We start from the raw sequence: 22,359 nt of genomic DNA, 5'->3' as shown, positions 1-22,359 counted from the left end.
TGATTATATATCTTGACGATTTAACTATAGTGAATTAAATTTTATACATAGATATTAAGGAGGCCAAAATGGCAAATAATATTAATATTGCATCATCAAGTGATGTAAAACTCCGAGAAAGAAGCATGATAAAAAATGTTTATGCATGGATGAGTGCTGGTTTAGGACTTACTGCATTAACAGCTTATGGAGTTGCATCAAACCCAAGTATAATGAGGACATTACTATCTAGTAACATATCTTTCATTATGTTATTTGTAGTTCAAATTGGGCTTGTAATGTATCTATCAAGTAGAATTCAAGATTTAAGTAAGAATGCTTCAACTTTAGCATTTTTAGCATATGCATTTGTTACTGGTATTACTTTTAGTACTATCTTTTATGCTTTTCAAATTCAAACCATTTTCTTAGCGTTTTTGACTGCTGCTTTGATGTTTGTAGGTATGGCGGCATATGCTCAATTTACTAATAAAGATTTATCAGGTGTTGGTTATTATTCAAGAATGGCTTTATGGGGAATAGTTATTACTATGTTATTAAACTTCTTCTTTAAATCAGCAGCTCTTGATTATTTTATTTCATTAATTGGTGTTGCTGTATTCTTAGGATTAACAGCTTGGGATGTTCAAAAAATTAAGAGAACAAATGATCAATATTTATCATCAATGACAGAGCTTGATTATCATAGAGCAAGTATTTATGGAGCTTTAACACTTTATCTAGACTTTATTAATTTATTCTTATTCTTGTTAAGAATTTTTGGTAGAGACAATTAAGATAATAAAATTAAGATGATTAAAGCCTTCATTTGATGAAGGCTTTTTTTTAACTCATATAGCTTACTTTTCCATCAATTAAGCCTTGCTTTAGGCCTTCATAAGAAACTTCATTAACCTCTAGATAGCAAGATCTTCTTCCTATATGTTCTAAATAATGAGCATCTGAGCCTTGAATTACAGTTTTATTATACGTTTCTTTTAAATCAAAAGGTCTAATAGCTTCAAGAGCTGAATAGTTTAAGTCTGGAAGAAACCCTAAGTTTGATAAAACACTGTTAGCTTTTTTATCAATATGGGCTGGTATAACTAAACCATCTCTAGATAAACATTCATTAACGACGTCTTCTAGTGAAATACCACAAGTTGTTAATAAAGATTTTTCAAAGGTTGAAATTATATTTCCTTGAATATCAACTATATTTTGATTTCCAAAAAGTTTAGGATCATTTTTTATATCAGGTAATAATGCTTCAATAAAAAAACCAAATTCTTTAGCATCTTCTATATTTTTAAATAAAGCTAAAACATGTACATCTTCGATTGTGTTCACTTCCATTCCAAAAATAGGAATTATTTCACACAATTCACATGCCTCTTTAAATGGCTCAAGGTTCCTTGAGCAATTATGATCTGTTAAAGCTAAAATATCAATTTGTTTTTCCATAGCTTCAAATGCTATTAATGATGGAAGCATATCATCACTTCCACATGGAGATAAGCAACTATGATTGTGAAGATCTATTTTAATTTTCATAAAAATTATAGATTTAAGGCTTTAGCTATTTTTACGCTTGCTAAAAATTGAGTATCCTCTGTTGTAAAAATTGAAATATCATTATCTTCTGCAGCACTTATCATATCAGGAGGGCAACTTCTTCCATTACATATAATAATTGCTGGCATATTTGATAAAGAGCAAACCGCAATAGTATTTTTATGAGCTTGTACAGTAATTAGTACAGCATCTTCATCAACGTTAGCTATTACATCACTTAATAAATCTCCTGTATATGCTATTTTAACTTCTTGAGATTCATCATTTAATGAAACTGTTGTAAATCCTTCTATTTTTGTTATATCTTGGACTGTCATTTATTTATCCTCATCTTTTTTTTGTAAATTTATGGTCGATGTGACGGTAGTCCCCTTTGAGCTACTTTCTATTGAAAAATCATCACTTACATTTTTAACATTAGGCAATCCCATTCCAGCACCAAAACCTAAAGATCTTATCCAATCATTTGCTGTGGACCATCCAGGGGTTAGTGCTTCTTCAATGTTTTTAATACCAGGGCCTCTATCTTGTGCACTTATAATTACTTTATCAGGTGTATAAGTTGCTATTAGTTGACCACCATTAGAGTGTACAACTATATTCATTTCCATTTCATATGAAGCTATTGCTGCTCTTCGAATAATAGCAGTAGCAACACCACCTTTCTTTAATTTTTTCTTTATTTGAGTACTAGCATATCCAGCATTCTCAAAATCATGTTTAATAATATTATAGCTGTGAATTTCTCCATTAATGTTATTAGGGTTTGTAGGTTGGTTATTAGCTTGCATCTTTTCTAGATTTTCCATCTCTCTATTTATTTCAACTAATAAAGTTGCAGTAATATCACGAGAGGTTATCATTCCTATTAACTCTTTTTGTTTGTTTAAAACAGGAAATCTATGGAAAGAAAATTTATCAAAATAATTGATTGCAAAAGAAATAGGCATATCATCCTCTAATACAATGATATTTCTACTCATATGAGTTTTACAAGGTTCTTCAATATAGCCTTTATCTAGGGCTTGGATAATATCATCCATAGATACAAGGCCTATTAGTCTTTTCCCTTGTACAATGGGAACACCTGTAATCTTTTTTTCTTTCATGAGATGTTGAATTTCACGTAAAGACGAATTCATGTTTGCACAGATTAATTCAGTATGCATAACATCTTTTACTTTTAATCGATAGATTAAATCTAGAACAACAGTTGGGGACGAATATGTGTTTATTGGTATTTCTTGCATGAAATTATTATACAATAGAATAAGGGTTTTGTGAAAAGAATTTTGAATTACAAAAAAAATAAGTGATTATTTAAAATCTAAATAATAGTATAAGTGAATTAAATCAAAAATAATTATTATTTTTGACGTGTTTTCATTATTTTTTGTGCTAAAGTCCAAAAAATTATAGTCAATTATTTTCTTGTATATTGGGGTACTATGATTTATAATGATGAAAGTTATATTTGAGAGAAAATTTGTGGAATATAGTATAAAAGATAATATTATATATGAAGATGAAAATTTGATAGTAGTAAATAAAATATCATATTTGCCTACAGTTCCTTTGAAACACGGTAATGATAAATATACTTTATTAGATGCTATAAGTGAATATTGTAAAGACGTTAAAAGCTTTAGTGGTTATAATTCTCATGAAGGTGGAATATTACATAGATTAGATACACCCACAAGTGGTTTAGTTTTAGCTGCAAAAAATAAGGAAACTTTCGAATTTTTATATTCTGAACAAAAGAAGAATAATTTTAAGAAAACGTATTTAGTTAAATCTAGTAAGAGTCCAAAACTTTTAGAAGGTTTCTTTGAATTTCCTTATAAAAATGTAATTAAAAATGAAAATGTAATAATAGAATCTTTATTTAGACATTATGGGAAAGGCCGAAAATGTGTAAGACCTGTGATGGATAGTTATTCAAGAAAAATAATCGATAAAGCTTCTAAAACAAAATATAAAACAACTGTGAATTTTATAAAAAAATCAGAAGACTTCTATTATTTTAGTTGTTCTTTAACTAATGGATTTAGACACCAAATTCGATGTCATTTAGCTTGGAGTGGATATCCTTTAGTTGGCGATGAACTTTATGGTGGAACTGAATCTGACCAATTTGGATTGAAATGTAATTCAATAACATTTATAAATCCTTTAACTAATAAAATTCAAACAGTAAGTATAGAGGATGAAATATAATGAATGTTTTAATTTCAAGATGTTTACTTGGCTTTCCGTGCAGATATGATGGAAAAGCTTTTAAGAAAGACTCATTATTCGAGTTAATTAATACATATAAACATGTTCATAATTTTATCGCAACTTGCCCTGAAGTAGAATCTGGATTAGAAATACCAAGAGTACCTTGTGAAATTGTGGGAAAGAAGGTGTTAAATCGTGATGGTGAAGATTTAACAGACTATTTTAGAAAAGGTGCTCAAATTGCTTGTAATAAGGTTAAAGCAAATAATATAAGCTTTGCTATATTAAAAAGTAATTCTCCTTCTTGTGGTGTAAGAAATGTTTATGATGGTACTTTCAATAATAATATTGTATCGGGTGTAGGAATTACTACGCAAGAGTTAATTAAATTAGGAGTTTTTGTTGTTAATGAAAATGATTTAGATTTAATTGATGAAATATTAAAAAGTGGGTTATCAAAATAAAAAAAAACTGAATCCTAATTGAATTCAGTTTTATTACTTTTCTTAGTGTTTTGCATTAAACACAACTGTTCTATTTTTATAGATTAATATTCGAGTTTCTAGATGTGCTTGTACAGCTTTTGCTAAAGCTCTTGTTTCTGCATCTCTTCCAACTTCTTTTAACCCCTTAGGAGTTAATTCGTGTCCAACTCTCATAACTTCTTGTTCAATAATAGGTCCTTGATCTAAATCTGCAGTTGCATAATGTGCAGTTGCACCAATCATTTTAACACCTCTTTCATATGCTTTTTGATAAGGATTCGCTCCTTGGAAAGCTGGTAAAAAAGCATGGTGAATATTGATTATTTTTCCAGACCATTCTTTAGTGAAATCAGCACTTAAAATTTGCATATATCTAGCTAAAACAACTAAATCGATATCAAACTGTTTTAATAAGCCTCTAATTTTCTCTTCTTGTTGGCTTTTTGTATCTTTAGAAACAGGTAAATAGTGGAAAGGTATTCTAAAGCTATTTGCTATTTTTTCTAAATTAGGATGATTAGAAATAATTAATGGTATTTCACAATGTAGTTGACCTTGATTTTTTCTTGCAATTAAATCATAGAGACAGTGACTTGTTTTACTAACTAAAATAGCTACTCTTGGATTATAGTCACTGTAGTGGCAAGACCATTTTAATTCATTTTGAATTGCAAAGTTATCAAAATCTTCTTCAAGTTTTTGTCTAGATGTCTTTAAATCAGACATATCTAATTCCATTCTCATAAAATACATACCTTCATAGCTATCAGTATGTTGTTGACAGTGTAAGATATTAAAATTCTTATCAGTAAAGAAATTTACACATTTTTGCATAATCCCTTTTTTATCTTTACACTGTATTAAAAAACTAATTTTTTTAGTTTCCTCTTTTTTAATCATTATAAATCTCCAAAAGTTTCACTTTCAACTTCATTTTCATTTTTTATATTTACTATTTTTATTTCGCGTTTTACGTCGTCTAGTTTTTTTTCTAATTCTTTAGAAAGTATCATACCTTCTTGATATAATTCAATACTTTTTTCTAAAGGTGTATCATTATTTCTTAGTGCAGAAGCTATTTCTTCCATTCTTTCTAATTTTTTTTCAAAATTCATTATTCGCCTACCTTTGCTTTTAAATTACCATCACTTAAGACTATATTAATTATGTCATCTTTATTTACATCATTTTTAGATTTAATTATTTTATTGTTTTTATCTTTAATAATAGAATAACCTTTATCCAAAATAGCATTTGGATTTAAAGTGCTTATTTCTAATTTTGCTAAATTCAGTTTGTTTTCATAAATTTGTATTTTGTTTATTATTGTAGTTTCAATATCCTTAGTTGCGTTGATACTTCTATAATAAATATTATCGATTTTAGAATTTAAAAAAGAATTTAAATTTTCAATATTGTTTTTATTAACTTTTTCTTCAATGTATTGAATCTTATTAATCATTGAATGTTCAATAGATTTTTGAAGTTCAATATATTTGTTTTTAAGTTCAACAAAAGCTGAGCTTACTAGTTCAGCAGCTGCAGAAGGGGTTGGAGCTCTTAAATCGCTAACAAAATCACAAAGTGCAAAATCAATTTCATGTCCAACACCAGTTATTATTGGTATATCGCTGTTTAAAATAGATTTTAGAACTATTTCTTCACTGAAAGGTAGTAAATCCTCAATAGATCCACCACCTCTTGTAACAATTAATTGATCACATAAATCAAATTTATTTGCAATATCTATAGCTTCAGAAATAGTTTTTGCAGCTGATGCTCCTTGTACTGTACATGGTATTATCAAAACATTAAGATTTGGAGCTCTTCTTTCTAATACTTGAAGAACATCTTGCAATGCCGCTGTTGTAGGGCTTGTTATAACACCTAATGTTTTTGGGAATTTAGTAATCGGTTTTTTTAAATTTTCATCAAACCAACCTGCTTTTTTATATGCTATTTTTCGCTCTTCTAATTTTGCTAAGATATCACCTGTTCCAATAAAAGTTAGACTATCACATTTTATAGAATAAGTTCCTCTTGGTGCATAAACGTCTAGATTGCCAAAAACCTGGATTTTATCTCCTTCTTTAAGAATTCTTGATACTTTCCAAGTATTGCTTTTGAACATTACAGCAGAAATAGATGCTGATTCATCTTTTAGTGAAAAATACCAATGCCCAGTTGAAGATGGGCGGAAATTTGAAACTTCACCAATTAAGTTAATATAAGGAAAATCTTCATTTAATTTATCTTTTATTAATGAGGTCAAAGTGCTAACGCTTAGTATTGGAACATTATTATTATTCAATTGAATCTCCTAATTATTATTATAATATAATTCAATTTAAATTTTGTCATCTGCTAAAGACATTATGAAATAAAAAGACTTTAATTGTGTAAAGCATAGCTAACTTTAAGAAATAAGTTTATTAATTTATCTAAAATTAAAAAAAATAATATTTTTGTATTTTTTTTAAATTTTAAGTTATATTTTTATTAATCTTGAATATAGATTCTAATAATAAATGAAAAGATATAAAAAAATAGAACTGAAAATTCAGTTCTATTTAAATAATTATTATAATAATAATTTACTAGTCAGCAATGATTGCACCTGTAGGACAAGCTTCAGCACAAGCTCCACAACTAATACAAGTATCTGCATCAATTACGTAGATATCGCCTTCTGAAATAGCTTCTACTGGACATTCGCCAATACAACTTCCGCATGCTACACAATCGTCTGTAATTTTATAAGCCATTATTTTCTCCTTATTACATATGTAATTTATACAATATTTTTAACATCTCAACGCATAGTAGTCAAGTGGATATAATAGTTTATTTCCGGTTTTTGTCAGAAACTCATTGAGATATTCACATATTTATCATGAATATAATGAATATGTTTTTATTTTTAATTGATAATGTTAGAGGCTTAGAACAAAGTACTTATATTATTAATTATTCATTTTGATAAAAATATTGTAAAATATTTAAAAATAAATTAACGTTTTTATATAATAAAAAAAGGATAGGATTTAATTCCAAAAATATAGATATGAAAGTAGTTTTAGCAGAAAAACCTAGTGTTGCGAGATCTTTAGCAAAAGTTTTAGGTTGTTATAAAAGAGAAGACGGATATTTAGCTAGTAATGAATATATTGTTACTTGGGCTTTAGGGCATTTAGTGGAATTAGCACAACCTGCTGATTATTCGAAAGATTATAAGAGATGGAGTTTTGCATCTTTACCAATTTTACCTAAAGATTTAAAACAAGTTCCGATAGAAAGGACTAAAGATCAGTTTAAAGTGGTTAAATCTTTAATTGAAAGGGATGATGTCGATACATTTATTATAGCAACTGATGCAGGAAGAGAAGGTGAATTGGTTGCAAGATGGATTTTAGAATTAACAAAATATAATAAGAGTGTGAAAAGACTTTGGATAAGTAGTCAAACAGATCAAGCTATAAAAGAAGGCTTTTCTAATTTAAAAGAAGGTGATGAGTATTTAGATTTATATAATGCTGCATCTTCAAGAGCTGCTGCAGATTGGTATGTAGGTATGAATGTTACTAGAGCGTTAACAACTCATTATGATGCAAAGATTTCAGCAGGAAGAGTTCAAACTCCAACATTATATTTAATTTGTGAAAGAGAAGAAGAAATAGAAAAATTTAAGGGAAAATTTTATTGGACAATAAAAGGTGATTTTTCCTATTTTAATGCTTCTTTTTATCCAACAAATGATTCTATTAGAATAAATAATGAAGCACAAAAAGATAGAGTAGTTGAAGTTTTAAAAAATAATAGAAATGCTAAAGTTGTAAATGTTGAAAAAAGTGAAAAAGTAGAAATGACTCCTTTAGCATATGATTTAACTGAATTACAAAGAGATGCTAATTTAAAATTATCTTTTAGTGCAAAGAAAACTTTAGATGTTTTACAACGTTTATATGAGTATCATAAGATAGTTACTTATCCTAGAACAGATAGTAAATATATAACACAAGATATAGTTCCTACCTTAATTGATAGATTAAAAGTTCTACAATCAACTCCATTTGGTACTGAATCTAATTTATTACAAAAGAATGGATTAAATATTAGTGAAAGATTTGTAAAAGATGAATTAGTAAGTGATCATCATGCTATTATTCCTACAGAACAAAGAGTTAATCTTGATAGATTAAGTGAAGATGAGAGAGCTTTATGGAATCTAATCGTTATTAGATTTTTAGAAGTTTTATCTCCTAATTATATATATGATTCAACAACAATTCATTTAGCAATAAATGATTACACATTTAAAACTAGGACAACAAAAGTAAAACAGCTAGGTTTTAAGAGTATTAATAGAAAAGAATTTATTGAAGATACTAATAATATATTAAATGAAATCAAAGTAAATGATCAAATTAAATTAGTGGATTATAAGGTGAATAAATCAATTACGGATACTCCAAAAAGATATAATGATGCAACCTTATTATCTGCGATGGAGCATGCAGGAAGATACGTTGAAGATTCTACTCTTAAAAAGAATTTAACCGCTGGTCTTGGTACCCCTGCGACAAGAGCAGATATTATTGAAAAATTAATTCGAAATAATTATATGATTAGAAATGATAATAATGAATTTGTCCCAACAGCATATGCAAGAGAAATAATTAGACTAGTTCCTTCTTTATTAAAAAGTCCAGCCTTAACAGGAGAGTGGGAAGAACGTTTAAAGAAAATTTCTAAAGGAAAAGAAGATAGTAAAGAATTTATATATGATATCAAAGAATTAACTAGAGAATTAGTTAAAAATATAAAAAATAGTTATGAATCATTTGTTCCAAATTATAAAGAAAGTAAAACTTGTCCATATTGTAATAGTTTAATGATGAAAGTTGAGGATGAATTAAATAGAACTCATTTTGTTTGTCAAAAACTTTCTTGCTCATATGAGGAAATGATTGTCGAAAAAAGAGTGTTATTGAGCGAAGAGGAGAAACAGCAACAAAAGAAAGTTGTAAAAAAAGTTAAAAAGGTTAAAGTTGTTGCTAAAGAAAATCCATCTATCAATAAAGCTGCGAAAGTATCTTCTTCAGCTGCATATTTTCAAAAATTAAGTACTAAAGTAAAAGTTAATGAAACTCCAATAAAAACAACATCTAATAAACAATATAAAATTGAGAAAGTTGTTGAAGTTGTAAGAGATAGTAAATTAAATAGAGATAAATATCGTGATAATTATAAAAAAAGTTCTAATAATTTTGTTGATAAGAAGTATAAATATGATTCTTCCTCATCAGGTGGTAGTTTTGCAGACTTTATAAAAGCAAGTGAAAATAGGCATAAAAAACATAGAAAATAGTATTTAAGAGCTACTTTATAGTTAATTTTATAAAGTAGCTTTATCCTTTATATAGGAATCAACTTTGTTGATTAATTTTATATCAATATCAATATCCTCTTCAAAAAATCTTGCTACAGTAAGAGCGTTTTCTTTATATTCTTCATTTTTATTAATTCTAAAATAGTAAGCAAGGAGTTTGTAAAATAGCATATACTGTTCTTTAGTAGAGCAAGAATATAATGCTAAAATAGCATTATTATAAAAATCAGTATTTTCAAAAGAAAGTGCCATTTTTGTAATTTGTGGGAATACTGATTCTTTAAATGCTCTCTTATTTAATTGATTTATTAATAAATCTTTATTACTTTGTTTTTCATTAATTCTTAAATAATTAAATCCTTTTAATACATATCTAGCTTGAATTGGTAAAGGAGCTTCTTTATTTTTTTTGTTTTTGATGTTTTCTTCTGTTTGAGCACTTTCAAATTCATCAATTAGTATATCATCTTTATTTAATATTTCTTTTATTTTTGTTTCATTTTTTTCATATAGAGCTTTAATTAATTCTCCATTTTCTTCTAAGATATTTTCAACTTGTTTGTGAGATAAATAATATCCATTGAATATTCTATATTCAGGTGAATAATCAAAAGATATAAACTGCTTTGAAAAGTCTTCTATTATTTTATATATATGAAAAGATTGTCTAATATTCATTATTTTTTTCCCTATATTTTTTCTATATATTTATGCAAATTTAAAAAAAATTCAATAATTTGTAAAAAGATGATTTTTACCCTTTTCATATTTTTTAAATTATGTTATAAGTTGAATTGTGATGTTAAAATAAAAACATTATTGTTATTATATAGACAATGATATTTTATTTTAATAGGATTTTGTTAGAGGTGAAACATGAATATTGCATTAGTTGGTTTTGGTAAAATGGGTAAAATGATTTACTCTTTAGTGGAAGAAAATGATAATGTCGTTGCAATAATTGATCCATTTAGTAAAGATACTTTAGTAAGTGCAAAAAGCTTAACTAAGGATAATTTAAATAAAGCAGATGTAGTTATTGATTTTTCTCATCCTTCAACTATATTAGAAAATATTAAATTTTATATTAAGAACTCAATTCCTTGTGTTATTGGTACTACTGGTTGGTATGATGATATTGATGAATTAAAACAATTAACAAAAGAATATAGTGGTAGTAGTTTAATATACAGTGGTAATTTTTCACTAGGAGTTGCAGTATTTAGAGAAATTGTAAAATTTGCATCTTCTATTCTTTCAAAAACTTCAATTTATGATGTATTTTTAAATGAAATTCATCATAAAGATAAGGCTGATTCCCCATCAGGTACAAGTCTATTATTAGCAGAAGCTGTAAGAGATAATTTTGATGGTAAAGATACTATTGTAAGTGAAGAATTAAAGAGAAAAATTGAAAAAAATGAAATTCATTGTTCTTCAACTAGAGGTGGTTATATTACTGGCACACATAGTGTAGTATATGATTCACAAGTTGATAGTATTGAATTAGTTCATAGAGCAAAAAGTAGAGAGGGGTTTGCTAAGGGTGCATTGATAGCAGCTTCTTGGGTTAAAGATAGAACAGGGTTTTATAATCTAGATGATTTAGTAAGTGCCTTGATTAATTAATGGAGATAAAAAAATGAGTTTAAGTAGATTTAATGGTGTACATACTGCTTTAGTTACCCCTTTTACAAAGAAGGATAATTTAGATACTGAAGCTTTTAGAGAATTAATTGAATTCCAAATTGAAAATGGAGTAAGTGGATTAGTTCCTTGTGGAACTACAGGAGAAAGTCCTACTTTATCGCACGATGAACATGATAGAGTTATTCAATTAACTGTAGAATATTCTAATGGTAGAGTTCCAGTTATTGCTGGTACAGGTAGTAATGCTACCTCAGAAGCAATTAGATTATCAAAACATGCTCAATGTGTAGGGGCTGATGCAGTTTTATTAGTTAATCCATATTATAATAAGCCAACTCAAAAAGGTTTATATCTTCATTTTAAAGCAATTGCTGATAGCGTAGATATTCCTTGTATTGTTTATAATATCAAAGGACGTACTGGTGTTAATGTAGAAACTGAAACTTTAGTTGCATTAGCAAATGATTGTGCAAACATTAATGCTGTTAAAGAAGCTAGTGGAAATATTGTACAAATGGAAGAAGTTGTAAAAAGGGCTCCAAAAGACTTTATCGTATTAAGTGGTGATGATAATATGTCTTTAGATTTAATTGAGAGAGGTGGTAATGGTGTTATATCAGTAGCATCAAACTTATTCCCAAAACAAATGAGTACAATGGTAGATTTAGCATTAAATAATAGAATGGCAGAAGCTAGAGAAATAGAAAAAACTTTATCACAATTTTTTAGAACTTGTTTCTTAGAAACAAATCCTATTCCAATAAAGACAGCATTAGCCCGTTATGGTTATTGTAATGAAAGCTTTAGATTACCAATGTGTACAATTGAGAATGAAGATAATAGACATAAATTATATAGTGTTCTAGAAGAATTAGAAAAAAATCCAAGTTTTAATTATTGCTTATCAAGGAGATAGTAAAAAAATGGCGAAAATAAATAATAGTTTTAGCAAATTAGCAGCAGGGTATTTATTCCCAGAAATTGCAAGAAGAACAAATGCATTTTTAAGTGAAAATCCAAATGCTAATATAATGAGATTAGGTATTGGTAATACAACAGAAGCTCTTCCTCCAGCCTTAGTTAAAGCTATGAAAGATAAATTAGATTTACTTTCTAATAGAGAGACATATTCCGGTTACGGTGATGAACAAGGTGATACTCCATTAAGAGAAGCTTTAGTTAAATATTATAAGAATTATGGTGTTGAATTAGAATCAACTGAATTTTTTATCAGTGATGGTGCAAAAGCAGATGCAGCAAATATTCAACAATTATTTAGTAATGATAGTGTTGTAGCTTTTCAAGATCCAGCTTACCCAGTTTATGTTGATTCTAATGTAGTTGGAGGAAGAACTCCAGGTTATAGCGAAGAAATGCAAGGTTATCATAATTTTGTTTATCTTCCATGTACTGAAGAAAATGGTTTTGTTCCTGATATTCCAAATCAAAAAGTTGATTTAATATATTTATGCTCTCCAAACAATCCAACAGGTGCTGTAATGACTCATGAGCAATTAAAAGATTTTGTCGATTATGCTAATAAAAACGACGCAGTTATCATTTTTGATAGTGCATACAGTGAGTATATAAAAGATGAAAATTTACCTAGAAGCATTTATGAAGTAGAAGGTGCAAAAAGTTGTGCAATTGAAATAAATAGTTTTAGTAAAAATGCAGGTTTTACTGGTGTTAGACTAGGATGGACAATTGTTCCAAAAGAGTTATCTTGCCAAGATGGGGATGCTGGTGTTTTGAATTCTATGTGGAATAGAAGACAATGTACTTTCTTTAATGGTGCATCTAATGTTGCTCAAGCTGGTGGTATAAGTGCTTTATCCGGTGAAGGCTTAAAGCAATGTAGAGCTTTAGTTGATTATTATTTAGGTAATGCTGAAATAATTAAAGAAGGTTTAGAGAGTTTAGGTCTTGTTTGTTATGGTGGTGGTAATTCACCTTACATTTGGGCTAAAACACCTAATGGATTAACAAGTTGGGAGTTTTTTGATTACTTATTAAAAGAGTGTCATGTAGTTATTACTCCTGGTAGTGGATTTGGTCCAGCTGGTGAAGGTTATGTAAGAATTTCTTCTTATGGCCATAGAGAAAATGTAATACAAGCAATGAACTCAATTAAGGAGAATTTTAAAAATGTCAAATAAGAATATACCATTAGGTGAAGAAAAATTTTCACAATTAATTAAAGATATTGAAACACCTTTTTATATCTATGATGAAAAAGCAATTTTAGATAATGCTAAAAAGTTTAATGATTTATTTTCTTGGGCACCTAATTTTATAAACTATTTTGCTGTAAAAGCTTGTCCTAATCCAAGTATATTAAAAAGATTATTTGAATTAGGTTATGGTGCAGATTGTTCATCTCTTCCTGAATTAATGCTTTCTAAAGCTTGTGGGCTGGAAGGTAATAAAATTATGATGACTAGTAACGATACTCCAAGTGAAGAATTTAAATATGCTTATGATATAGATGCAATAATTAATTTAGATGATATTACTCATATTCAAGCTTTAGAACAATCTGTTGAAAAAGTTCCTGAAACTATTTGTTTTAGATATAACCCAGGGAGTGAAAGAACTGGTAATGCAATTATTGGTAATCCTGTTGAAGCGAAATATGGAGTTACTTCAGATCAGATTGTTGATTGTTATAGAATTATGAAAGAAAAAGGTTCAAAAAGATTTGGGCTTCATACAATGGTTGCATCTAATGAATTAGAAGCAGATTATATAGTTGAAACAGCTAGAATGTTATTTGAACTTTGCAACAAAATTTATAAAGAAGCAGGTATTAAAATTGATTTTGTAGATTTAGGTGGTGGCGTTGGAATTCCATATTCCCCAGATCAACAACCTATGGATTTACAATATGTAAGTGATGAAATTAAAAAATTATATCAAAGTCTTATTGTTGAAAATGGATTAGATCCTCTTCAAGTTTCTTTTGAATTAGGAAGATATATTCTAGGCCCTTACGGTTATTTAGTTTCATCAGTTAGACACGTTACAAAAAAATATAAAGATTATGTTGGACTTGATGCTTCTATGGCTGATTTGATGAGACCAGCTCTTTATGGTGCATATCATCATATTACTGTTTTAAATAAAACTGGGGAAAAACATATTTATGATGTTACAGGTAGTCTTTGTGAAAACAATGATAAATTTGCCATCGATAGAGAGTTAGTTGAAATTGAAAAAGGTGATAAACTTGTGATTCATGATGCTGGTGCTCATGGTCATGCAATGGGTTTTAACTATAATGCAAAGTTAAGACCTGCTGAATATTTATTAACTGTAAATAATGAAATTAAATTAATTAGAAGAAAACAAACTATCGAAGATTATTTTGAAACATTAAGATTTGAAGGTGCTGAGGTAGAATTATAATGGAACATAAATATTCTCAAAGGGTATATTTTTCTGATACAGATTGTCAAGGAATTGTTTATCATGCGAAGTATTTAGATTTTGCAGAACATGCTAGATCTGAAATGATTAGATTTGAAGTTGATCAAACTAAATTGCTTGAGGATAAAGTAGGTTTTGTTTTAAAAGAAATAAATGTTGTCTACAATATACCAGCAAAATTAGATGATATATTAGATGTTTATACTAGTGTTGAGAGTATGAAATTATTTAGCATTACATTAAAACAAGATATAAAAAGAGAAGAAGAGTTAATCTGCTCTATAAAAATAAAAATAGCTTGTATTAATTTAGAATCTAATAAAATATTAAAAGTTAAAGATTATTTTGGTAATTAATAAACAAACGGTAGGATTTTTATTATCCTACCGTTTTGTTGTCCCATAGGTTTAATATTTTTTTATTAGTTTATTAAATATTTTATTTGAAAATAATAGTACAAATAAAATACAACTTATCCAAAAATATGAATAGTTTAAATTATAAGCGTCTATATTTCGAATACTTAAAACACTTATAATTATTAATAAAAATAAAGCGAAATTTGATAAAATATTATGTTTTAATCTCTTATCAATTATTAACAATATACTTGAAATTAAAAAACAAATACTAATAAAAACAGAATTAGAAAAATTTATTTCTAAATAAATTACATTATCAGCGTATGTCTTTAAAATCAACAATTGTACACAAATAAGCATAGTAAAGAAGATGTCTAATAGACCTATGAGGTAGTTTATTTTTTTCATAATAGTTCCCTTCTTTATATTTAATGATAAGCTATCTAATAAACCATAGCAAGTTTTATTAGTGTGAATTGCAAGAAATATAACAAAGAATTACAAAAAAAATAAAATTAGCATTTAACTTTTGGTAAATCTTCCCATTTTGTTGTAAAAGAAGGTGATAATTTTGATCTAGTTTGTAAATCATTTTTAACTAAATTATTTGTTGCTGCACTAGAAATTTTGTTTCTACCATAGGTTTGTGAAATTTCATTTACAACTTTTGCAAGTTTATCTTGTTTTTCGATTAATTCATTTTCATGTTCTTCTTTGAATAAGTCTAATTGTCTATAACCATCATTAATTAAATCGTTAGCCCAAATTCTACAACCTTTATATTTACAGTTTTCTCTAAAAATTTTATATAATATTGTATTTGTAGCCTTAATTAAATTTGGAATATAATTAGTTGTTTCTTCAAGGTATATTGTTGAAATAGGGGCAATATAATTTTCTTCAAATCTATTTGTGAATATATTCAAACTTATTGTTTTTGTAGTTAATCCCTTATCAATTAATTTTTCACCAATTATAGTACAATGACAAGCTATTGCTTCTTCTAATTCTTTGATAGTTGATTTAGGTTTTGAAAATGTAATTCCACTACATATATTTTTATTTTTTGGCATTTCAACATTGATACAAGGAATCCCTTTTAACTCTTTCATAGTTTCAAGAGTAGTAACACTTAAATTTTTTCTAATCCATAATTCATTTTGCTGTATTAAATCATATGCTGTTAAGATATTATGAGTTTTTAAAAATTTTGCTTTTTGTCTTCCTATTCCCCATATATTTTCAACTTTAGTTTGACATAAAGCTTTTTTTTCCCATTCTTTTTTTAAATATAAACAATTAGAATCTAAATTTTTACCAATTTTATTTGCTATTTTTGCCAATGTTTTAGTTCTTGCAACTCCGACTGAAACATCTATTCCAATATTTTGTTTAATTTTATCTTTAATTTGCTCAGCACTAAGATGGCTTGGCATTCTAAAAAATGCTTCATCAATAGAATATGGAGTAATAAGGCCTACAAGTTCTCTTAAATAATCCATTACTCTATCTGAAATATCTTGATAAAGTGCATAGTTGGATGAAAAAACTTCAACATTGTTTTTTTCAATTATATTTTTACATTTAAAATATGGCGTTCCTCTTTTGATGTTTAAAGCTTTAGCTTCTTTTGAGAGCGCAACAATACACCCATCATTATTTGATAAAATAACAACGGGTTTATTTTTTAAATCAGGTCTAAATATTTTTTCGCATGAAGCATAAAAGCTATTACAATCACAAAGACCTATCATTAGCGAAGTGTCCTTACTACTGCTGTAATTACTCCAAAAAGAGAAAAATCATCTAAATTATTAATTTCTATATCATCAAAATCATTATTTTCTGGATGAAGATATATTTTATCATTTTTTATTTTTAATCGTTTTGCAGTAAATTCGCCTTCATATTCAGCAACAACTAAATCATTGTTTTTAGCATTTACGCTTTTATCAACAACTAATATATCCCCGTCATATATTCCACTTTTTTCTAAAGAATTACCACTTGCTTTTAAACAATAAGTTGAAGCTTTGTGCTTTAATAATAGTTCATTAAAGTCTAGAGGTGTTTCTCTACTATCTGCAGCAGGGGATGGAAAACCACACTTAATAGGGATTTCCATCAATACTGTTGGTTTATCGTTTTTCATATTGTTACTATGAATTGCTTTTTCCTATTTGTCAATGAAGCAGATAGTTGAAAAATAAATTTAACTTTCAGAACAAGTGATTATAATTTTTGTACTTCCAAGAGTTCCAGAAATTCCATCTATGTAAGAAAATAAGTCATATCTATGATCACCTTTGACAGGTAAAATTGTAAGAGTATTTGTAGTCTCATCTTCTACTAAACTTCCTTCATAATACCAAGCATATCTAATATCTGCTTCAGTATATCCATCTGGAATACTTGTAGGTGTAAATGTTAATGTCATATTTTGACCTTCAATAATTACTTCAGGGATTGATGTTATTACCCCTTGAATTGGAAGATGTGTATTACAAGTGAAGTTAATACCATAGTCTAATGTTGTATCTCCAATTACATATGTATTAGATCCAGTTGTAGTATGATTTGCAATTACTCTAATTTCTTCTGCAAAGCCAGATAATTCAGTAGAACCTGTAAATAGTTTTGAGGCTAATAGATAGTTACCAGCCGGTAGAGATGTTTTAACATTTGCATGACCTGCTTCATATGAAATGTTATCGATTATTTCATATTCACTAAAAGTGTTATTTTCTAATTTATAATAGGTCGTAATAATTCCTGTATTTTCTGGATCTACTTGGTTAGTATTCCAATATAAATCTATATCAATATCACCATTACCAACGATATAATCTAAAGTTATATTGACAACTGATTGAGAATTAAAAAGGTAATAAATTCCACTTCCTTCTACAATTGCTTCATTATTTACATTATATCCTGTTACACTAATATTCCATTTACCTTTAACTAAATTAGAAAGTTCTGTAGATTCCTTATCTGTCTCAAGTGTAAATGTTTTCTCATTTGGTCCAACACCTTCTACAATAAAGCTATATACAGTTAATTCCTCATTGCTAGGTGTAATACTTCTTGATGTATTTGTTTTAGCTTTACTATTAAATGCTAGTTTTAAATTAATTAAATCAGAACCATTTCCGTCTTGACATGATGGGAAAAATATTATTGAGAATAATATAGTAATAATTGATATTTTATTAAATTTTTTCATTTGCTCCTCCTAAAAAACAAATCTTATGTTTCTTTATTTATTAATTGAATAAATTACACTTTTGCTTGAAGTTTGGATAAATTAAATGCTAAAAAATATAAAAACATATATTATTTTAGAGGAAAATATTATATTTTATTGCTATTTTTTTATTAGGAGATCACATGAATAATGTTGAACAAGACTATAATAAGATATTGACTTAAATTAAAAAAAAGTAACAAAACTGTAGTTTTTTTATCTGAAGGAATTTCTAGAAAAAGTGGAGTTCCCAATTATAAACTCCCTCATGGAAAATTTGATGAAAAGTGGCAGGGTATAGATAATTCTAGACTTTTAACGTTTGATTTTTTATTAGCTAATACCACTTTATTTTATCAATGGTCACAAGATGTTTGGTTTAATATGCATAAATATCAGATTAATAGAGTTCATTCTTTTGTGAAAAAACTTCAAGATAATAATTTAGTAAATAAAGTATATACTGAATCAATTGATAATCTTTGCACTAAGGCTAAAATTAATGATGTTGAGGAGCTTAATGGAAATCTTTCAGCATGCTGTTTAAAATGTGGGAAACTTTTCCCATATGAAACAATATCCAATTTCGTAAATAAAGATGTGGTCCCATTTTGTGATAGGTGTGGTGCTTTATTAAAACCTTCAGTACTTCTAGATGAAGAGAAAATAAATCCTTTACTGCTTAGAAAATGGGAAAGTGATTTGAAAAGTAGTAATTTATGTATTTTTTTTGGTGAGCCTTCAACAAGAGAGGAGTATAATTCTTTCTTAAAATTAATTAATCCAGAAAAATTAGTAATAATTAGTGATAAAAATTTTTCTAAAGAAACTTCTGCTTTCTTGAAAATTGAAGGAATTGATGAGTGTATTGACTTTTTGGGTTTAAATATATTAAAGAATTAACTAAATTAAAAAATATAATAGGGCATATAAATAATAATGAAGATATATAATCAAAATAATAAAAGAGAGATTAAAGAACTAAAATTAGAACAGCGTTGGTCTAAAGAAGATGGAGTATTAGTTAATTTAAAACTATCTCATGACGATAAACATTTAATAGCTACTTTTGATATTTTTGAAAACGAAATTAGGAAAGATGCAACTTCTCATAATGATAAAGTATATGAAGATAGCTGTGTTGAATGTTTTTTACAAAACATAAATAGTAAAAATTATATTAATTTTGAATTTAGTGTTTCTTCCTTTATTTTAGCGGGGTATGGAAAAGATAGATATGAGAGAAAATTATTTGATCCTAATTTAATTGAAACTATTTTTAAAGATGTAAAAATATATAGCGAAGAAATAAATAATGCTCATTGGGGTATTGTTATATATATTGATTTATATAAATGGGGATTAGTTGATGAGAAAAAATTAACAAATCAAAAAATAAAGGCTAATTTTAATGAATGTGGTCATAAATTAAAATCAACCCATTATTTTAGTTTATTTGAAATAGATAGTGAAGTTCCGAATTTTCATATTTCAGATAGTTTTAAAGAACTATTTTTTGTTTAATTTTTTATATTGTTTAAATTTTTCTTTTGAATCAAATGCAGGTTCACCCCTAAATTCCTCATCTCCTAGAAGTTTTTTTAGTGCTAAATGAGCTAAGTTAAGCGCAAAAATACCAGTAATAGTAGGTAAAGAACCTAATACATTTCTAACTCTACCTCTCTCTAATATTTGTTCATTAAAATCAACATGTTCTTCTTCTTCAGGATTTTTATATTCAAACCGTATTACTTCAGGTGAATATATTACTTCTATTCCTCTATCTACACCTCTTCTTCTAAGTCTTTTTCTAACAAGTTTAGCAAGAGGACACCCATAAGTATCGAACAAATCTCCACTTTGAATAAGAATTGGATCGCGTCTTAATGCTGCTCCCATTGAGCTTATTATTGGAATATTATTTAAATAGCAATAAGAAAGAAGTGAACATTTTGGATTTAATGAGTCTATAGCATCAATTACTAAATCACAATCATTATCAATTAATGATGAAGCATTATCTTCACTAAAAAAACTTTTAATAGCTTTTACTTCACAATCTCTGTTGATGGATAAAACTCTCTCTTTAGCTACTTCAACTTTTACTCTTTCTAAAGTATCCCATGTTGCAATTATTTGTCTATTTATATTAGTTACACCTATTTCATCAAAGTCTATAATTGTGAAATGGCCAACACCACTTCTAGCTAATGCTTCTAAACATAAGCTACCAACAGCACCCATTCCGACAATAGTAACCTTTTTAGTATGTAGTTCTTCTACTGTTTTATCACCAATAAATCTAGAAATCCTCAAGAATTGATCTGAATTCATTATTTACATCCTTAAAATATGAAGCTCCATTTTCTTCTAGTAAATTAACAAAAGAAGAAAAATATTTATTATATCCTATGTCGCTTTTTTTATCCCAATCACTTTCTACTAAAAATCCAATTTTATCAAGTTCTTTAATGTTATTTATTAGCTTTGTATTAATTATTTTAGGATTAATACTAACTGTTGTATTAAATTGTTGTAAATCTTTAGCTAATTCAATGCTTTTGTTAAATCCATGATAGATAATATGTTTGGGTAATTGGCTTTTATTATCTCTTAATATTTTTAATAACAAATCATTGTTTTTTACTATGTGGATAGTAAATATACGATCATATTTATATGCTAGTTTAAGTGTCTGTATAAAAAAATCAGTTTGTTTTTTAATATTTTCAAATCTATTATCTAGGCCAATTTCACCAATATGAAGGGCTTTGTTATTTAATAAATACTCTTCCATTTTATCTAAATAAAAATTGTTTTTTTCATTTAGATTGTTAGCTAAAATTCCAATACTAAAATATTTTGCGCTATAATCCCATTCTTCAATTGAAGAAGTGTTATAGAGTGCATTATCTATTTTAGTTGAACTAGATATGTGGCGATGAAAATCAAACATATTTTTATAATAACATTAGTAATAAATATGTTGCAACAACACTTAATATAATTGATATAATCATATTAAATCTTAGATAACCAAAAATAAAAGCAATTAATACTCCTATTAATCCAGCTATCCACAAAGGATTAAAATCAATTAAGCAAAAAGGAAATATTAATGCTCCTAAAGCAGCTATCGGTAGTATTTTTAACATTTCTTTTATGGAGTTAGGTATTTTATCAATTAAAGGAGTAAAATAAGGAATAAATCTTGGGATCATAGTTGCAATTGAAGCTATTAAAATTATTGTTATCATGGGTAGATTAATATTAAACATTTTCACCTCTCAAAATAAAAGAACCTATTATTGTTGCACTAATCATTGCTATTACAAAAGACCAACCTATTGCAAGATTAATAATTAGTATTAAAAACGAATTAATAATAGCTGATATCATTCCAACAATAATAATCTTATATCCATGTTTTCTTGTTTCAGCACCCCACAAAGATGCAAACATTGCATATAATGTTATTGCCATAGCTAATTGTAAATTATGAGGTAAAGCAATACCTATGATATAGCCTGTAATAGTTCCTAATACCCATCCACTATAACTAGTTAATTCAAGTGAAAATAAATAATTAAAATTTAATTCTTGAGGTTTTAATATTGCAACAGAGAATATCTCATCAGTTGTTGAAAAAGCAACAATTACTTTTTGAAGCATAGTTATATTGTTAGGTAATTTTTGATTAAGGGAAGCTCCCATAAAAACATATCTCAGATTAATTAGTAATATTGAAATAAATAATTCGAAGATTAATGCACCATTAGAAAGCAAATTAACCATTAAAAATTGTCCACTTCCAGCAAAACTTGTTAAACTTATTAGAGTTGAATGAAGTAATGAAATATTTATATTTCTACATACAAGACCAAAAGCTATTGCTGTAGAAAAATATCCAAGGAATATTGGAAATCCATCTAAAAAACCATCTTTTTTTGTCAATTTTTTGTTCATGAAATTTATACTATTGGGTTATGCACTTTTCATCAATAGAAATTGTTGATATTA

Annotated in this window: 26 protein-coding genes; 11 read left to right on the top strand and 15 right to left on the bottom strand. The window is 27.2% G+C overall.

All coding sequences use genetic code 11. The features are described from left to right. Positions 1 to 68: 68 nt before the first annotated feature. The gene (locus ACPKM0_RS08530) at positions 69 to 776 is read left to right on the top strand and encodes a Bax inhibitor-1/YccA family protein (RefSeq protein WP_472475131.1); all 708 of its coding nucleotides are present in this window, start codon (positions 69 to 71) and stop codon (positions 774 to 776) included. Positions 777 to 825: 49 nt separating this feature from the next. Here the strand turns inward: ACPKM0_RS08530 and ACPKM0_RS08525 are convergent, their stop codons facing one another. Genes ACPKM0_RS08525 through ACPKM0_RS08515 form a run of 3 tightly spaced genes read right to left on the bottom strand, consistent with a single transcriptional unit; the run spans position 826 to position 2,804 of the window. Next, complete coding sequence (locus ACPKM0_RS08525; protein WP_472475129.1) at positions 826 to 1,533, bottom strand: PHP domain-containing protein; 708 nt, start codon at positions 1,531 to 1,533, stop codon at positions 826 to 828. A gap of 5 nt (positions 1,534 to 1,538) precedes the next feature. Next, entirely contained in the window at positions 1,539 to 1,871 is a 333-nt protein-coding gene (locus ACPKM0_RS08520) for an iron-sulfur binding hydrogenase (RefSeq protein ID WP_472475128.1), read from the bottom strand. Further along, the gene (locus ACPKM0_RS08515; RefSeq protein ID WP_472475126.1) at positions 1,872 to 2,804 is read right to left on the bottom strand and encodes a CBS domain-containing protein; all 933 of its coding nucleotides are present in this window, start codon (positions 2,802 to 2,804) and stop codon (positions 1,872 to 1,874) included. Positions 2,805 to 3,042: 238 nt separating this feature from the next. Between ACPKM0_RS08515 and ACPKM0_RS08510 the strand changes: the two genes are divergently transcribed. Beyond that, on the top strand, positions 3,043 to 3,774 hold the full coding sequence (locus tag ACPKM0_RS08510) for an RluA family pseudouridine synthase (RefSeq protein WP_472475125.1): 732 nt from the start codon (positions 3,043 to 3,045) through the stop codon (positions 3,772 to 3,774). After that, positions 3,774 to 4,241 (top strand): 2-thiouracil desulfurase family protein, encoded by a 468-nt coding sequence (locus tag ACPKM0_RS08505; protein WP_472475123.1) that lies wholly within the window; start codon positions 3,774 to 3,776, stop codon positions 4,239 to 4,241. Before ACPKM0_RS08510 ends, ACPKM0_RS08505 begins: the two co-directional genes overlap by 1 nt. A gap of 42 nt (positions 4,242 to 4,283) precedes the next feature. Here the strand turns inward: ACPKM0_RS08505 and purU are convergent, their stop codons facing one another. The 4 genes from purU to ACPKM0_RS08485 all read right to left on the bottom strand — a co-directional run bounded on the left by purU (position 4,284) and on the right by ACPKM0_RS08485 (position 7,027). Continuing rightward, complete coding sequence (gene purU, locus ACPKM0_RS08500; protein WP_472475121.1) at positions 4,284 to 5,162, bottom strand: formyltetrahydrofolate deformylase; 879 nt, start codon at positions 5,160 to 5,162, stop codon at positions 4,284 to 4,286. Then, complete coding sequence (gene xseB, locus ACPKM0_RS08495; protein WP_472475119.1) at positions 5,162 to 5,377, bottom strand: exodeoxyribonuclease VII small subunit; 216 nt, start codon at positions 5,375 to 5,377, stop codon at positions 5,162 to 5,164. The genes purU and xseB overlap by 1 nt, the downstream gene beginning before the upstream one ends. After that, positions 5,377 to 6,573, bottom strand: a complete 1,197-nt coding sequence (xseA, locus tag ACPKM0_RS08490) for an exodeoxyribonuclease VII large subunit (RefSeq protein WP_472475117.1) — start codon at positions 6,571 to 6,573, stop codon at positions 5,377 to 5,379. Before xseA ends, xseB begins: the two co-directional genes overlap by 1 nt. 286 nt (positions 6,574 to 6,859) lie before the next feature. Further along, a complete protein-coding gene (locus ACPKM0_RS08485; protein WP_472475115.1) occupies positions 6,860 to 7,027 on the bottom strand; it encodes a DUF362 domain-containing protein in 168 nt (55 codons plus the stop codon). Positions 7,028 to 7,326: 299 nt separating this feature from the next. Between ACPKM0_RS08485 and ACPKM0_RS08480 the strand changes: the two genes are divergently transcribed. Then, positions 7,327 to 9,630 (top strand): DNA topoisomerase 3, encoded by a 2,304-nt coding sequence (locus ACPKM0_RS08480; RefSeq protein WP_472475113.1) that lies wholly within the window; start codon positions 7,327 to 7,329, stop codon positions 9,628 to 9,630. Between the two features lie 27 nt (positions 9,631 to 9,657). Here the strand turns inward: ACPKM0_RS08480 and ACPKM0_RS08475 are convergent, their stop codons facing one another. Beyond that, complete coding sequence (locus ACPKM0_RS08475) at positions 9,658 to 10,329, bottom strand: hypothetical protein (RefSeq protein WP_472475111.1); 672 nt, start codon at positions 10,327 to 10,329, stop codon at positions 9,658 to 9,660. A gap of 198 nt (positions 10,330 to 10,527) precedes the next feature. Between ACPKM0_RS08475 and dapB the strand changes: the two genes are divergently transcribed. The 5 genes from dapB to ACPKM0_RS08450 are packed head-to-tail and all read left to right on the top strand — an operon-like array spanning position 10,528 to position 15,086. Further along, on the top strand, positions 10,528 to 11,280 hold the full coding sequence (gene dapB / locus ACPKM0_RS08470) for a 4-hydroxy-tetrahydrodipicolinate reductase (RefSeq protein WP_472475110.1): 753 nt from the start codon (positions 10,528 to 10,530) through the stop codon (positions 11,278 to 11,280). Between the two features lie 13 nt (positions 11,281 to 11,293). Continuing rightward, positions 11,294 to 12,217 (top strand): 4-hydroxy-tetrahydrodipicolinate synthase, encoded by a 924-nt coding sequence (gene dapA / locus ACPKM0_RS08465; RefSeq protein ID WP_472475108.1) that lies wholly within the window; start codon positions 11,294 to 11,296, stop codon positions 12,215 to 12,217. 7 nt (positions 12,218 to 12,224) lie between these two features. Then, positions 12,225 to 13,460 (top strand): LL-diaminopimelate aminotransferase, encoded by a 1,236-nt coding sequence (locus ACPKM0_RS08460; protein ID WP_472475106.1) that lies wholly within the window; start codon positions 12,225 to 12,227, stop codon positions 13,458 to 13,460. Continuing rightward, a complete protein-coding gene (locus tag ACPKM0_RS08455) occupies positions 13,450 to 14,709 on the top strand; it encodes a diaminopimelate decarboxylase family protein (RefSeq protein ID WP_472475104.1) in 1,260 nt (419 codons plus the stop codon). The genes ACPKM0_RS08460 and ACPKM0_RS08455 overlap by 11 nt, the downstream gene beginning before the upstream one ends. Continuing rightward, positions 14,709 to 15,086 (top strand): YbgC/FadM family acyl-CoA thioesterase, encoded by a 378-nt coding sequence (locus tag ACPKM0_RS08450; RefSeq protein ID WP_472475102.1) that lies wholly within the window; start codon positions 14,709 to 14,711, stop codon positions 15,084 to 15,086. Before ACPKM0_RS08455 ends, ACPKM0_RS08450 begins: the two co-directional genes overlap by 1 nt. A gap of 521 nt (positions 15,087 to 15,607) precedes the next feature. On the opposite strand, the gene ACPKM0_RS08445 is transcribed toward ACPKM0_RS08450, so the two are convergent. The 3 genes from ACPKM0_RS08445 to ACPKM0_RS08435 are packed head-to-tail and all read right to left on the bottom strand — an operon-like array spanning position 15,608 to position 18,318. Continuing rightward, positions 15,608 to 16,846, bottom strand: a complete 1,239-nt coding sequence (locus ACPKM0_RS08445) for a Y-family DNA polymerase (protein ID WP_472475101.1) — start codon at positions 16,844 to 16,846, stop codon at positions 15,608 to 15,610. Then, entirely contained in the window at positions 16,846 to 17,244 is a 399-nt protein-coding gene (locus ACPKM0_RS08440) for a LexA family protein (RefSeq protein ID WP_472475099.1), read from the bottom strand. Before ACPKM0_RS08440 ends, ACPKM0_RS08445 begins: the two co-directional genes overlap by 1 nt. Positions 17,245 to 17,304: 60 nt before the next feature. Next, positions 17,305 to 18,318 carry a hypothetical protein gene (locus ACPKM0_RS08435; protein ID WP_472475097.1) on the bottom strand — a complete coding sequence of 338 codons (1,014 nt, stop codon included), beginning with the start codon at positions 18,316 to 18,318 and terminating at the stop codon, positions 17,305 to 17,307. 249 nt (positions 18,319 to 18,567) lie between these two features. Between ACPKM0_RS08435 and ACPKM0_RS08430 the strand changes: the two genes are divergently transcribed. Together ACPKM0_RS08430 and ACPKM0_RS08425 are read left to right on the top strand one after the other, a co-directional pair. Beyond that, a complete protein-coding gene (locus ACPKM0_RS08430) occupies positions 18,568 to 19,242 on the top strand; it encodes a Sir2 family NAD-dependent protein deacetylase (protein WP_472475175.1) in 675 nt (224 codons plus the stop codon). Positions 19,243 to 19,278: 36 nt separating this feature from the next. After that, positions 19,279 to 19,863 carry a carbohydrate-binding family 9-like protein gene (locus ACPKM0_RS08425; protein ID WP_472475096.1) on the top strand — a complete coding sequence of 195 codons (585 nt, stop codon included), beginning with the start codon at positions 19,279 to 19,281 and terminating at the stop codon, positions 19,861 to 19,863. Here the strand turns inward: ACPKM0_RS08425 and ACPKM0_RS08420 are convergent. Genes ACPKM0_RS08420 through ACPKM0_RS08405 form a run of 4 tightly spaced genes read right to left on the bottom strand, consistent with a single transcriptional unit; the run spans position 19,849 to position 22,305 of the window. Then, positions 19,849 to 20,673, bottom strand: coding sequence for a tRNA threonylcarbamoyladenosine dehydratase (locus tag ACPKM0_RS08420; protein ID WP_472475094.1), 825 nt, complete (start codon positions 20,671 to 20,673; stop codon positions 19,849 to 19,851). The genes ACPKM0_RS08425 and ACPKM0_RS08420 overlap by 15 nt on opposite strands. Continuing rightward, positions 20,642 to 21,295, bottom strand: coding sequence for a TatD family hydrolase (locus ACPKM0_RS08415; protein WP_472475092.1), 654 nt, complete (start codon positions 21,293 to 21,295; stop codon positions 20,642 to 20,644). The genes ACPKM0_RS08420 and ACPKM0_RS08415 overlap by 32 nt, the downstream gene beginning before the upstream one ends. A 4-nt stretch (positions 21,296 to 21,299) precedes the next feature. Further along, entirely contained in the window at positions 21,300 to 21,617 is a 318-nt protein-coding gene (locus tag ACPKM0_RS08410; protein ID WP_472475091.1) for an AzlD domain-containing protein, read from the bottom strand. Beyond that, complete coding sequence (locus ACPKM0_RS08405; protein ID WP_472475089.1) at positions 21,610 to 22,305, bottom strand: AzlC family ABC transporter permease; 696 nt, start codon at positions 22,303 to 22,305, stop codon at positions 21,610 to 21,612. Before ACPKM0_RS08405 ends, ACPKM0_RS08410 begins: the two co-directional genes overlap by 8 nt. Positions 22,306 to 22,359 lie beyond the last annotated feature (54 nt).

Origin of the sequence: Pleomorphochaeta sp., assembly GCF_050031695.1 — a bacterium.
In the GTDB taxonomy this organism is placed as follows: domain Bacteria; phylum Spirochaetota; class Spirochaetia; order Sphaerochaetales; family Sphaerochaetaceae; genus Pleomorphochaeta.
This window is presented reverse-complemented; position numbering and strand designations above follow the sequence as displayed.